This is a genomic window from Microvirga sp. CF3016 (genome assembly GCF_036314085.1).
Taxonomy (GTDB): Bacteria; Pseudomonadota; Alphaproteobacteria; order Rhizobiales; family Beijerinckiaceae; genus Microvirga.
In genome coordinates, this window is the sequence record NZ_JAYGGM010000003.1 from 143,973 (window position 1) to 156,746 (window position 12,774).

Sequence of the window (12,774 nt, forward strand, 5' to 3'; positions counted from 1 at the left end):
CCGGAGGCGCTGGACCGAACTGGCGCGGGGCAAGGAACCGGGGCGGAAGCGCGCCCGTTCATTTCCTTACTCACGTTCTCGTGTTGTTTCCCGGAGTTCACGATGGCGCAGCCGGCGCTCTCAACCGATATCGATTTTGCCCTGCCGCCGGTCCTGCATAACGAGCGTGGCGGCCTGCGCACGGTCGGAATCGAGATCGAGTTCGTGGGCCCCTCGGCCGAGCGGACCGTCCAGGCCCTGCAGGAAGCCCTCGGGGGCCGGCTCCTCGAGGAGGATCCGCATGCCTTCGCCTTGAAGGAATCCGCCATCGGCGACCTGACCGTGGAGCTCGACAGCCGGATCCTGCACCCGGGCAAGCAGGCGGGAACGCAGAGAGGGGTCCTGCCCAAGATCGCCGCCCTGTTCGGCTTTGCGGCCCGCTATCTTGTTCCGTGCGAACTGGTCACGGCGCCGATCCCGATCGATCGGCTGCAGGAGCTCAACCGCATCCTGACGGTCCTGCGCGGACTCGGTGCCAAGGGTACACAGGATGCGCCCTTCTATGCCTTCGGGCTGCATTTCAACCCGGAAATTCCACGCCAGGATGCGGCGACCGTCACGGCTTTCATGAAGAGCTTCGCTCTGCTCAATCCGTGGCTCCGGCGCGAGGCATCGCCCGACACCACCCGCAATCTCCTGGGCTTTGCCGATCCGTTCCCGGCCGAGTACGTCCGCAGGATCGCCGATCCGGATTACTGGCCGGATGTACCCGCCTTCATCGACGACTATCTCGCCTTCAACGCGACCCGGAACCGCGATCTCGATCTCCTGCCTCTCCTGCATCATTTCGACCAGAAGCGAGTGCGTGCCGTCCTGCCGAACGAGAAGATCAACGGCCGCCCCACCTTCCACTACCGCCTGCCCGACGCACGGGTCAGCGATCCGGGCTGGAGCATCGCGCCGGACTGGAATCGATGGGTTTGCGTCGAGCGCCTCGCAGGCGATCGCGAGAAGCTGGATGCCGTTGCCTCCGCCTATCTGTCGTTCGAGGGGGAGGACAAGAGCTGGGCCAACGTGGTGGAGCAGATCGTACGGTCATGACGAGCCCCCTGATCGGCGTCACCACATCCCGGCGAGGCGGATGGCGGAGCTACCTCATGCACCGGCTGGCCCTCTACCGCGCCGGCGCGCGCTCCGTCCGCCTCGTGCCTGGTCATCCGCTGCCGACGGAGCCCTTGCAGGGTCTCGTCATCGGCGGCGGCGACGATATCGGCGCAGAGATCTATGGCGGAAAGGTTCTGCCCGACGTGCGCATCGATCCCGAACGCGACAGGCTGGAGCTGGAGCTCTTGAAGGCGGCCCTCCCGGCGGAGCTGCCGATCCTCGGCATCTGCCGCGGGTCGCAGATGATCAACGTGGCGCTCGGCGGCACCCTGCACACGGACATCTACGAGGTCTATGTTCAGGCGCCGAAGATGCGCACGGTCCTGCCGCGCAAGACGGTGACCATCGAGACCGGCTCCCGGCTCGACCGGATCCTGAGCTGCAATCCCTGTCAGGTGAACGCCCTGCATCACCAATCCGTCGATCGGCTCGGTCAGGGTCTGAAGATTGCCGCGCATGACGAGAGCGGGATCGTGCAGGCCATCGAGAGCCAGAGCGCCCCGTTCCTGCTCGGCGTGCAGTGGCATCCGGAGCTTCTGATCTGGAAGAAGCCGCAGCAGCGGTTGTTCGCGGCTCTGACCGAAGCGGCGCGCGAGGCCTCCGCTCCGCTCTCCGCGGCAGCGCTCGCCAGATAGATCAGCGAGCCTGTCTCGTTGCGCGCGGGAACAACGGGATGACCTTGCCGGCACCATGCCTATTCAGATGCCGCTGGATCGCAACATGCAAGTCGCGGCTGACGATCGGCTTCTGGAGCAGCGGGAATTCGCTGTCTTCGCCGGTCACGACGGGGCTGCCGGTAATGAGCAGCACGGGCAAGGTTGGGAAGGCTTGACGCACTTCGCGGGCCAGCATGACCCCGTTCATCGTTCCAGGCATGGCCACATCGGCGAGCACGAGGGCGGGCCTGCGCGTGTTCAAGGCCTTCACGGCCTGCGCCGCGTCGGTCGCGATGCTGGTGACGTAGCCGAATTCCTCAAGCGTCGATTGCAGCGCGAGCGCGACTTCGAGCTCGTCGTCAACCACAAGAACTTCCGTGTGGCTCTGCACGCTGTCATCCGGCGCATCATCCTCGCGCACCGGGCCGGAGGGCAGCAGGGTCGCTGCATCGGAGCGCGGAATGTAGAGAATGATGGAGGTCTCGGTGCCGTCCCGGCGCACTTCCGAGGCACCGCCGAGACCCTGCAGGAAATGCAGACTCTGACGCAGGGACAGCCAGGACGACAGATCGAGATCCCGCAAGGCAAAGGCTTGCTCCTGCTCCGCCTCAGGAGCATGGCGCGCCTCTTCGGGGCCGGCGCTGCAGATGGTGAGCTGCACGAAGTCGCCCTCGCGGGTCAGGTCCGGGAGGGAGCCTTTGACGACATGCACGTTCCGGGCCTCGAGAGTGACGGTGCCTCCTTGAGGCAGAGCATCCCGAACATGGGCGCTCAGAGCCACGATGGCTGTCTGGATGTCGTCCGGATTGGCCTCAATGGCCCAGAGATCCTCTGCGAGTGAGACCCGCAATTCGACCGTGTCGCGCAGCAGGGATCGGCTCATCAGATCGGCCACCGAGCTCACCTGTTCCGCAATGTTCACATATTGCACCTTACCTTCGCCTTGCCGGGCAAAGGCCGTTGATTGGGCGATGAGCTTTGCGGCTTGATCGGAAGCCACGAGAGCCGAGAGCAGCTTGCGCTGCAGGATCGGCTGATCTTTCAGCTGGCGTGCCGCCGCGTCGATATTGGCGCTGATCACCATGAGGCGGTTGTTGAGATCATGGGCGATCCCATCCCGCAGCCGGTCGACGGCCTGGACCTTCTGCATGCGGCGCAGCGCATCATCGTCGTCTGGGACAGGCGCTTCCTCAAACGCGGACAGTTCGGCGAAGGACAGAGATGCAGCAGGCGGTTCGAAGGGAGCCGCCGTCACATCCTCGAACACGGAGAATTCGTCGGACGCGCCATCCTCTCTGTCCCGAAGAGCCTGCCTGATCTGTCGTCCGATCACCAGGGGGGACCCGGCGGCGAGCAGGAGAAAAAGCCCGGCCGAGGCAGCCACGAGAGCCGAGTTCCTGAGATAGGCAGCCGCCGCCAGCGCAAACCCCGACATGATCAGGGCGCCGGACAGGCTCAGCAGGGACAGCTTCAACGAGACAGGCAGCAGATGCATGAGGCTTTTCTAAAATATGATTTGACCTGATGGCCCCCAGACGCCACTTGCAGAGCTTATCTTGTGTAGCACGAACCAGCGGCAAGCGAGGGTGACCTCGCGATAAAGTGTTATTGTTCCATAAAGGAGATAATTGTGCGGCTTTCTGATGTCCCAGGCTTGACGCAATTGACGCTTGCATTGGCCCTGACGGCCTCGTTTCTACCAACGGCAGGCGCGCAAGAATCTCAAGAGCAAGCCGTTGAGCGCCGCGTGAACGAGCTTCTCGGGCAGATGACCTTGGAGGAGAAGGTTGGTCAGCTGAATTTAGTCTCCCATGGCCCTCCGCTGCGTTGGGAGGACATTTCCGAGGGGAAGGCCGGCGCGCTCCTGAACTTCAACAGCGCCCAGGACGTGGCCCGCGCCCAGGCGCTGGCACGCCAGAGCCGCCTCAAGATCCCGCCGCTCTTCGGACTCGACGTCCTGCACGGCTTCCGCACCCAGTTTCCGCTTCCGTTGGGCGAGGCTGCAGCGTTCAGCCCGCGCGTCTCGCGCCTGGCCTCCGAATGGGCGGCCAAGGAAGCGGCCTATACCGGCGTGAACTGGACCTTCGCACCCATGGCCGACCTGTCGCGCGACAGCCGCTGGGGTCGTATCGTGGAAGGCTTCGGCGAAGATCCCACCCTTGGCGCTGCCCTTACGGCGGCGCGCGTGGAGGGCTTCCGCAAGGGCGGGCTTGCAGCCGCCGCCAAGCACTTTGCAGGTTACGGCGCGCCGCAGGGCGGGCGCGATTACGACACCACCTACATCCCGCGCGCGGAGATGTACGACACCTATCTGCCGCCGTTCCGGGCCGCGGTGGAGGCGGGCACAGCAAGCTTCATGGCGGCCTTCAACGCCCTGAATGGCGAGCCCTCGACGGCGAATCCCTGGCTGCTGACGGACGTGCTGCGCACCCAATGGGGCTTCGACGGGTTCGTCACCTCGGATTGGGTCGGCATCGGCGAACTCATCAACCACGGCATCGCGGCCGACGGCGCCGAGGCCGCCCGCAAGGCGATCCTCGCCGGGGTCGACATGGACATGATGGGCCAGCTCTATATCAAGCATCTGCCCGACGAAGTGCGTGCAGGCCGGGTGCCGGAGAGCGTGATCGACGAGTCCGTGCGGCGCGTGCTGCGCACCAAATTCCGCATGGGCCTGTTCGAAAGGCCCGACATCGATCCGTCCCGCCTGGATTCCGCCTTCCCGTCACCGGAATCGCGCCAGGTCGCCCGCGAGGTCGCCCGCGAGACCTTCGTGCTGCTGCAGAATCGGGGCAATGTATTGCCTGTGCCGCAGAGCGTACGTTCCATCGCCGTCGTCGGACCGCTCGCCGATGCCCCTCACGACCAGATGGGTCCCCACGCCGCACGCGGTCACAAGGAGGACAGCGTCACGATTCTGGAAGGTGTCCGCCGGCGCGCCCAAGCCGCGGGAATTGCGGTACGCCATGCTCCGGCCTGTGACCTGTTCTGCCGCAACACGGACGGCCTGCCCGCAGCCCTCGAGGCGGCCCGTCAGTCGGATTTCGTGATCGCCGTCTTCGGCGAGCCGCAGGAATTGTCCGGCGAGGCCGCTTCTCGGGTCAATTTGGAACTCAACGGCAAGCAGATCGAGGTGCTGGAGGAACTCGCCAAGACCGGCAAGCCTGTGGCTCTCGTGATCATGGGCGGACGGCCTCAGGTGCTGGGTCCGGTGGCAGACCGCATTCCCTCGATCCTGATGATCTGGTACCCGGGCACGGAGGCCGGCCCTGCCGTGGCCGATGTGCTGTTCGGCGACGTGAATCCCAGCGGCAAGCTGCCGGTCACCTGGCCGCGCGCCACGGGACAGTTGCCGCTCTATTACAACCGGCTGCCCACAGGACGCCCCACCCTGGCCGACAACCGATTTACGGTGAAGTACATCGACGAGGCGATCACACCGCTCTACCCCTTCGGCTGGGGCCTGAGCTACACGCAGTTCGCCTATTCCGAGGCGAAGCTCGCGAGCACGCAGCTCGATGAGGGCCAGACCCTTGAGGTCTCGGTCAGTGTGAAGAACACGGGCGCGCGGGACGGCCAGGAGGTCGTGCAGCTCTACACCCGCGACCCGGTGGCAAGCCGCAGCCGGCCGTTGCGCGAGCTGAAGGCCTTCGAGAAGATCGCACTCAAGCCCGGCGAGACGAAGCAGGTCACCCTGCGGGTACCCGTCGAATCCCTCGGATTTCACCTCGACGACGGCACCTATCTCGTCGAGGCCGGCACGAATCAGGTCTTCGTCGGCGGCTCTTCGCTGGCCGATCCCGCCGGCGAGGCCGAGATCCTCAGGACCTTCCGCATCCCGCCCATGGAACGGCGTGCTGCGACGTCCACCGGCGTCGCGCAATAAGGAACATCCAGCAAGGCTTGGCGGTTCACCCATGACAGAAGGAGCCGCCATCCATGCCCACGATCAGCCATAACCCCGTCGAGACTCTGGCCCGTCTCGGCTATGGGGCGCGAGGCGTGGTCTATGGCCTCGTCGGCGGCTTGGCCCTTCTGGCCGCCGTCGGATCCGGCGGCCAGACGGGGGGCAGCCGCAGCGCCCTGCAGACGCTCCTCTCGCAGCCCTTCGGCAAGCTCTGGCTGATCCTGATTGCCCTCGGCCTCTTCGGTTTCTGCGCCTGGCGCATTCTGGAGCCCCTGACCGATGCCGATCACCGCGGATCCGACATGAAGGGCTGGGGTGTCCGAGGCGCCCACCTGATCAGCGGCATCATCTATGCCGGTCTTGCGATCTCCGCCCTGAACCTTGCTCTTGGACGCAGCTCCGGCGGTGGAGGAGAGGATCAGACGGCGCAGGACTGGACGGCTTGGCTCATGAGCCAGCCTTTTGGGCAATGGCTAGTGGGCCTCCTGGGTCTTGCCATCGCCGGAACCGGTCTCGCCTTCCTCTGGAAAGCCTGCCGCGGCGACGTCACGGAGCGCCTGGCCCTGCCCGCCGACAAGAGAGATTGGATCGTCGCCCTTGGCCGTATGGGTTTTGCCGCCCGCGGCGTGGTGTTCCTCATGATCGGCGGCTTCCTGATCCTCGCCGCCATTCGTGCTTCATCCTCGCAGGTGCACGGCCTCGGCGGCGCGCTCCAGGCGCTGCAGCAGCAACCCTATGGCTGGGTGCTCCTGGCGCTCACCGCGCTCGGCCTCTTCGCTTTCGGCCTCTTCGGCCTGATCCAAGCCCGCTACCGCCACATCGATGCGCCGGATCTCGACGACGCCAAAGCCGCCGTCGCGCGAATGGGGCGATAAGTGTTAGCAGGGGTGCGGAAATATTGGCGATCCCGGGAAGACTCGAACTTCCGACCTTCGGTTTAGGAAACCGCTGCTCTGTCCTGCTGAGCTACGGGACCGCTTAAGGAGACCGGGTTTAGCATGCTCGGCAGGGTCATTCCAGAGGGTTGAGGCGCTAAGCGCAGGCCTGGCAGGCCGTCACGCGGAACCCGAAACCGGACCGAAGGAACTCCGCATGGTCCGGCCGGTTTGTTGCAAGGCAACCGGAGGCATATCATGGCGCAGACGCTTCGAGACTTTCTGAAACGGGTCGAGAACCTTCCTCCCGATACCCTGCTCTGTGTGGCCGAGGTGGACGAGGCGTTCGCCGCTCACGTGGAAGAGATCGAGATCATCGAAGACGCCAGGGCGCAGAACCGGAAGGCCGAAGGCACCGAAGCCGTCGAGTTGGGGAACGGCAGCCAGAGGGTCGTGGTGATCCGCTGGTAGGTCTGAAAGGCGGATTCTGCTCGCCATAAACCCACGGATCTTGGCCGCAACGATTTATGCCCTTTGCCATTGATTTCGCAAGAAGCGGCTTTCGCCGGCATGCAGCTTTCTCCCAAGACGCGGAGATCCTGCAGCCAGCCGTCATTCCATCGCGGCACGAATACCAGTCAGGATTTCACCATGACGAAAAACATCCCAGGCTCCCGCAGAAATCCCGAAGGCATCCCCCAGGAAGGCCATGGCGGTTCGAATGTGCGGGGGGACCCAGCACCAGCAGGGCAAGGACGGCAACGGCGCCCAAAAGCGCCAGCAAGAGAAGAAATCATGAGCAGCACTGGCAATCGCAGCAATCCGAACGAGACCCGCGTGGCGGGCCATTCGGAAAACGATCAGGCTCACGCCAATGCCAGCGGCAAGCCCGACATCGGCAAGCAGGGCGGCGCGACGCATCAGGAGAGCCGAGACCATAACAAGCACAACAATGCGGGGCAGAGCGGTCACAAGCCGCAGCAGCACAGCCAGGCGCAGGAAAAGCATTGATCGGATCGCTTCAAGCGTAGCCGTATCCCGCCAAATGGGTATGATCCCGTCCGATGACGGGATCGACCCTGCCAATTGTCTTGAGTGCCAGCCTCGGGATCGCCCTGACGATCTCGGCGGGCTCGGCGCAGCCCGTTTCGCCGATACGACCGAGACCAGGCTGCACGATTGAGGCGCAGCCTGATCGGCTGCAAGCCCTCTCCTCGGAAGGCGATCTCGTTCTGGCCTCCGGCCGTACGGCCAAGCTCGCGGGCATCCGGCTTCCGGGCGAGGCGCCCCACCGGGAGAAGGCGCTGGCCTGGTTGCAGGCCCGCATCGATCAGCCCGTCCTCGTCTGGGCCGCCGCCAGCCCCGACCGTTGGAGCCGGGTTTCCGTCCGCATCCGGTCTTCCGACAGCGCCTCTCCGCTCGATTGGAGCCATGGCCTGATCGAGGCAGGGCTCGCGATCACGGATGCGGGCCTGGATGAAACCTTCTGCGAACCGGAATTGCTCGCCCTTGAGGCCACGGCCCGCGAACGACGCCTTGGTCTTTGGGCCGATGACCGCTATAAGCCCATGGACGTCAATCAATCCGAGCCTCTGCGGGACCGAATCGGAAGCTTCGTGCTGGTCGAAGGTCGCGTCAGAAGCATCGGGGAGCGCAAGCAACGCACCTATTTGAACTTCGGGGGGCTCTGGGCAGAAGACTTCACGATCATCATCCCGAGGAAGACCTGGAAACAGATGTCGGACCGCGGCATGGGTGCCGAGGCGCTCAAGGGTCGGCGGATCAGGGCCCGAGGCATTTTGCAGCCTTGGCAAGGGGCAGCCTTCTCCATTGTCATACCGGATATGATCGAGCGTCTCGAAGGCGGCCGCCTGCCACGATGAACGAGCATGAGCACAACACGTCAGACAGGTAGCTTCCGAGTTGTCGCCGGCATCATCATGCTCGGCACTCTCCTGGCAGGATGCACCGGCTTCGGCGGGGACGTCTCTCTGCCCGCCAACGCTCCCCGGGTGATCGGCCCGGACCGGGACCGCGACCATATTCGACTCGTGCGGGCCTTCGGCGGCGAGGGCCGGGCGCCCCAGCTCCAGCAGATGCTCACCGATGTGACGAACCGGCTCGTCATGGCCACCGACCGGCCGGACGAGGCCTTTCAGGTGACGATCCTCAACTCGCCGGTGATCAACGCCTTCGCCCTGCCCAACGGCCGTCTCTATGTGACCCGCGGGCTCCTGGCGCTCGCCAACGACACGTCCGAGGTAGCGGCCGTGCTCTCCCATGAGATCGCCCACGTCACCCTTCGCCACGCCTCCCAGCGCAGCGAGCTGCAGGCCCGCTCCGACTTGATCGAGCGCGTGGCTGAGAACGTGCTGAACGATGCCGAAGAGGCCGCCATGGCGCAAAGCCAGGCCCGCTCGACGCTGGCCAGCTTCTCGCGCGCGCAGGAGCTCGAGGCGGATCAGATGGGCGTCAAGGTTCTGGCCCGGGCCGGCTACGATCCCTACGGGGCTCCCCGATTCCTCACAGCCCTTGGGCGCTCGGGCACGAGTTCGGACGCCTCGACGGCGGAGCGGAACGCCTCGCATCCTCGCACCGACGACCGGGTGACGCGGGCGCTGCAGGCCGCGCGGCGCACGGGCATGCAGGGCACCGGCGAAACCGGACGCCTCGCCTATCTCACGGCCCTCGACGGACTCGCCTATGGCGACGATCCGGCCGACGGCGTCGTGAAGGGGCGCCGCTTCATCCATTCGCGGCTCGGCGTCGCCTTCGAGGCGCCGGAGGGCTTTACCCTGGAGAACACGTCCCAGGCCGTTCTGGGGGCGTCAGGAGACGGGGAGCGGCGCCTCCTCTTCGATGCCGCCGACACGCCGGAGGGGCAGAGCCTTGAGGATGTGCTGCGTTCCACCTGGACGGATACGGTGGAGCCCGGCACCCTGACGACCGGAACGGTGAACGGCCTGCCGGTGGTCACTGCCCTGTCTAACGGCAAGGAATGGACCTTCCGCCTGTCGGCCATCCGGATCGGCAGCACCACCTACCGGCTCATCATGGCAACCCGCGGCAACAGGGGGGACCTGGAAGGGATCTTCCAGCAGACCTTGAACAGCGTCCGACAGGTCCAGCCGGACGAGGCGCGCCGGATCAGGCCGCTGAAGCTGCAGATCGTCACGGCCCAGCGGGGCGACACGGCGCAGGCCCTGGCGGCCCGGATGCCGGTCGACAAGGCGCTCGAGAAATTCCTGCTCCTCAACGGCCTCGACAGGAACGACGCCCTCAAGCCGGGTGAGCGCTACAAGATCATCATGGAGTGAAACTTCGAAACTTCGCGCCCTGGAAAATGGATCGGCGAGGCGGAACCGCCTCGCCGTACAATGTTCTCCAGAAACCTGAACGCCCTACACGAAGGCGCCGGACGCCTGAGGGTATTTTTCCACCAGGGCTCGCTTGAGCTTTTCCAATGCCCGATTCTCGATCTGGCGAACACGCTCTTTCGAGATCCCGAGCCTGTCGCCCAGGAACTCCAGGGTCACCTGCTCGTCGTCGAGACGGCGGGCGCGCAGGATCCGCAACTCGCGCTCGTTGAGAACCTCGAGCGCCTGCTGCAGCCAGCGCACGCGGCGCTCGGTGTCGATCACGTCGCTGACGCTCTCATCCGGCAGGGGGCTGTTGTCGACGAGGAACTCGACGCGCTCTGCCGAATTGCCCGGATCGGCGTCCAGAACCGGCGCGTTGAGGGACGTATCGGGCGCCGAAAGGCGGGCGTCCATGAGCGCGACATCGGCCTTGGAGACCCCGATCGCCTCGGCGATCTTTGCATGCACATCGGCAGAGATGCGCTCCTCTCCACCGCGGGTCAGGCGGGCGCGCAGGCGGCGCAGATTGAAGAAAAGTGCCTTCTGGGCGGAACTCGTTCCCCCGCGAACGATTGACCAATTGCGAAGGATGTAATCTTGCACGGAGGCACGGATCCACCAGGTCGCATAGGTTGAGAAGCGAACCTCGCGTTCGGGCTCGAACCGGGCTGCCGCTTCGAGAAGACCCACATGGCCTTCCTGAACGAGATCGGCCATAGGCAGCCCATAATGACGGAAGCGGGCTGCCAGCGCGATGACGAGGCGCATGTGAGCAGCGGTCAGTTGATGAAGTGCCGCTTCATCGCGGTTCTCTTTCCAACGCACGGCAAGTTGATGCTCCTCATCTCTCTCGAGAAAAGGTGCATTCATGGCAGCGCGGACGAACCGGCGGCGAACCCCTGAGATTTCTCCCATTGTGTGCTCTCCCTTGGCAGAGTCACAACGAGCGAGGCCGCAAAAAGTTCACTTCCAACAGCCAAGTTTTGCAAAATAGATTCGGGCCGGTGAAAAACAAGGCATCCGGCCATAAAAAAGCCCGGCCAAAGCCGGGCTTTTTTGAACGATGGGGAAAGCCTCGAATCAGGCGGCCTCTTCCTGAAGGTCGTCGCCCTCGCCGTCCACCTCGGCCTCGGCACCCTTGGCGCGACGCGGCGACTTGGCAAGGCTCTGCTCGATAAGCTTGAGAGCCTCCGTATCCGTGATCTTGTTCACGGCGGAAATTTCGCGCACGACCCGATCAAGGGCGGATTCGTAAAGCTGGCGCTCGCTGTAGGACTGCTCGGGCTGAGCCTCGGAGCGGTAGAGATCGCGCACGACCTCTGTCACGGCAATCAGGTCGCCTGAATTGATCTTGGCCTCGTATTCCTGGGCGCGGCGCGACCACATGGTGCGCTTCACGCGGGCACGACCCGTCAGAACGTCCAGAGCCTTTTGGACCAGAGCCGGTTCGGCAAGCTTGCGCATGCCAACGCTGGAGGCTTTACCGGTCGGAACGCGAAGGACCATCTTGTCCTTGTCGAAGGAGACCACGTACAGCTCCAGTTTGAAACCAGCGATCTCCTGCTCTTCAATGGCCGTGATGCGGCCGACGCCATGAGCGGGATAAACGATCGCTTCACCGGACTTGAACCCAAGGCGCGGGGCGGACTTCTTGGCGGTTGTCATGCGAGAGAGGCCTCCTTGCATGGTCCTCGCTTGGCAGCGAGGAAGCTGTGGTTCCACTGGGCAGGGCCCCAGGGGAACGAGGATAGGATGTGAGTGTCGCGGAACTTGACTATTCCGCTCGTCTCCCTGATGTAAGCCAGCGGCTACAAACGCTCATGCCCTTGACCAAGGCAGCAACGCTCCCTTAAGTCAAAGGACGCGAATCTTTGCTTCATTGTGTGAACCGCCGGTCTGCGGAGACGGTGCACGGCTTGAGCGCAAGCGACGGCATTTGTGGACCCTATCACAGTCCGGCCGAAAAAGCAAAAATATTTCAACGGATAGCGTAAAAGTGGCCTGTTCGTGGCCGCGCTTGAGGGCTGACGCACCGTCCGGAATACCGGTCACGGTCCGTCAGCTGAAGCGGCACGTTCTCTAAAGAGAACCCTCGGATCGATCCCGAAAGCGCACCCGTTTTCAGGTCGGACGCTAGTCGCCGTCACCGGGATTGGCCGAGAAATAAGTCTCGAACTTGCCCGCAACCCCGTCGAATTCCTTCGCGTCGGCGGGCGGGTCCTTCTTGATGGTGATGTTCGGCCAACTCTTGGCCATATCGGCGTTGAGCTTGAGCCACTGCTCCAGGCCCGGCTCCGCATCCGGCTTGATGGCTTCAGCGGGGCATTCCGGCTCGCAGACGCCGCAGTCGATGCACTCATCGGGATGGATGACGAGCATGTTCTCGCCCTCGTAGAAACAATCGACCGGGCACACCTCGACGCAGTCCATGTATTTGCACTTGATGCAATTTTCAGTGACGACGTAGGTCATGAACGGTCCTTCGAGGGTCTGTCCGGCAAGTGAGAACAACGCGCCGCCGCTCTAGCCGTTGTCGGGGTCGCTGACAAGCGCTGCGTTGTCCTGGTTGAGATTGAGGTAGAGCTGCCTTGCTTCCGTTGCAGGACCCCGGCGCGCGCCGAGGGCCTCGATCCGGACCACGAGGGTGGTTCGCGGCAGCGCAACGGTCACCACGTCGCCGACGGCCACCGCCTTGGCGGCATTGTCCGTGCGCTGGCCGTTGAGCCGGACGAAGCCGCTCGTGACCAGCTTGGCGGCAAGCGTCCGGGTCTTCGCGAAGCGTGCGAACCACAGCCACTTGTCGAGCCGCTGCCGGTCCTCACGCATGCGCGTCA

At 64.3% G+C, this 12,774-nt stretch carries 13 protein-coding genes and 1 tRNA gene; 8 read left to right on the forward strand and 6 right to left on the reverse strand.

The genetic code is table 11. From position 1 onward, the window contains the following. Window positions 1-102 precede the first annotated feature (102 nt). Both VB672_RS05190 and VB672_RS05195 read left to right on the forward strand, forming a co-directional pair. The gene (locus VB672_RS05190) at window positions 103-1,080 is read left to right on the forward strand and encodes an amidoligase family protein (protein ID WP_329783117.1); all 978 of its coding nucleotides are present in this window, start codon (window positions 103-105) and stop codon (window positions 1,078-1,080) included. Next, window positions 1,077-1,778 carry a gamma-glutamyl-gamma-aminobutyrate hydrolase family protein gene (locus tag VB672_RS05195; protein ID WP_329783118.1) on the forward strand — a complete coding sequence of 234 codons (702 nt, stop codon included), beginning with the start codon at window positions 1,077-1,079 and terminating at the stop codon, window positions 1,776-1,778. Before VB672_RS05190 ends, VB672_RS05195 begins: the two co-directional genes overlap by 4 nt. Before the next feature lies 1 nt (window position 1,779). Here the strand turns inward: VB672_RS05195 and VB672_RS05200 are convergent, their stop codons facing one another. Then, window positions 1,780-3,294 carry a response regulator gene (locus VB672_RS05200; protein ID WP_329783119.1) on the reverse strand — a complete coding sequence of 505 codons (1,515 nt, stop codon included), beginning with the start codon at window positions 3,292-3,294 and terminating at the stop codon, window positions 1,780-1,782. Between the two features lie 252 nt (window positions 3,295-3,546). Here VB672_RS05200 and VB672_RS05205 point away from each other — a divergent pair, with 252 nt between their 5' ends. Then, window positions 3,547-5,685: a glycoside hydrolase family 3 N-terminal domain-containing protein gene (locus VB672_RS05205; protein WP_329783120.1), complete on the forward strand. Its 2,139-nt coding sequence runs from the start codon at window positions 3,547-3,549 to the stop codon at window positions 5,683-5,685. A gap of 53 nt (window positions 5,686-5,738) precedes the next feature. Continuing rightward, window positions 5,739-6,581 carry a DUF1206 domain-containing protein gene (locus VB672_RS05210; protein WP_329783121.1) on the forward strand — a complete coding sequence of 281 codons (843 nt, stop codon included), beginning with the start codon at window positions 5,739-5,741 and terminating at the stop codon, window positions 6,579-6,581. A gap of 24 nt (window positions 6,582-6,605) precedes the next feature. On the opposite strand, the gene VB672_RS05215 is transcribed toward VB672_RS05210, so the two are convergent. Beyond that, window positions 6,606-6,682 (reverse strand) — tRNA-Arg (locus VB672_RS05215). Window positions 6,683-6,839: 157 nt separating this feature from the next. Between VB672_RS05215 and VB672_RS05220 the strand changes: the two genes are divergently transcribed. The 4 genes from VB672_RS05220 to VB672_RS05235 all read left to right on the forward strand — a co-directional run bounded on the left by VB672_RS05220 (window position 6,840) and on the right by VB672_RS05235 (window position 9,898). Then, entirely contained in the window at window positions 6,840-7,052 is a 213-nt protein-coding gene (locus VB672_RS05220; protein WP_329783122.1) for a sugar phosphorylase, read from the forward strand. Between the two features lie 324 nt (window positions 7,053-7,376). Next, window positions 7,377-7,592, forward strand: coding sequence for a hypothetical protein (locus VB672_RS05225; RefSeq protein WP_329783123.1), 216 nt, complete (start codon window positions 7,377-7,379; stop codon window positions 7,590-7,592). A 53-nt stretch (window positions 7,593-7,645) separates the two neighbouring features. Further along, window positions 7,646-8,464 (forward strand): thermonuclease family protein, encoded by an 819-nt coding sequence (locus VB672_RS05230; protein WP_329783124.1) that lies wholly within the window; start codon window positions 7,646-7,648, stop codon window positions 8,462-8,464. Window positions 8,465-8,470: 6 nt separating this feature from the next. Next, complete coding sequence (locus VB672_RS05235) at window positions 8,471-9,898, forward strand: M48 family metalloprotease (RefSeq protein ID WP_329783125.1); 1,428 nt, start codon at window positions 8,471-8,473, stop codon at window positions 9,896-9,898. Between the two features lie 84 nt (window positions 9,899-9,982). On the opposite strand, the gene VB672_RS05240 is transcribed toward VB672_RS05235, so the two are convergent. The 4 genes from VB672_RS05240 to VB672_RS05255 all read right to left on the reverse strand — a co-directional run bounded on the left by VB672_RS05240 (window position 9,983) and on the right by VB672_RS05255 (window position 12,766). Continuing rightward, window positions 9,983-10,855: an RNA polymerase factor sigma-32 gene (locus tag VB672_RS05240; RefSeq protein ID WP_329783126.1), complete on the reverse strand. Its 873-nt coding sequence runs from the start codon at window positions 10,853-10,855 to the stop codon at window positions 9,983-9,985. 165 nt (window positions 10,856-11,020) lie between these two features. Further along, entirely contained in the window at window positions 11,021-11,605 is a 585-nt protein-coding gene (locus VB672_RS05245) for a CarD family transcriptional regulator (protein WP_329783127.1), read from the reverse strand. 468 nt (window positions 11,606-12,073) lie between these two features. Beyond that, window positions 12,074-12,412 (reverse strand): ferredoxin FdxA, encoded by a 339-nt coding sequence (fdxA, locus tag VB672_RS05250; RefSeq protein ID WP_262272494.1) that lies wholly within the window; start codon window positions 12,410-12,412, stop codon window positions 12,074-12,076. A gap of 51 nt (window positions 12,413-12,463) precedes the next feature. Then, complete coding sequence (locus VB672_RS05255; RefSeq protein ID WP_329783338.1) at window positions 12,464-12,766, reverse strand: RNA-binding S4 domain-containing protein; 303 nt, start codon at window positions 12,764-12,766, stop codon at window positions 12,464-12,466. Window positions 12,767-12,774 lie beyond the last annotated feature (8 nt).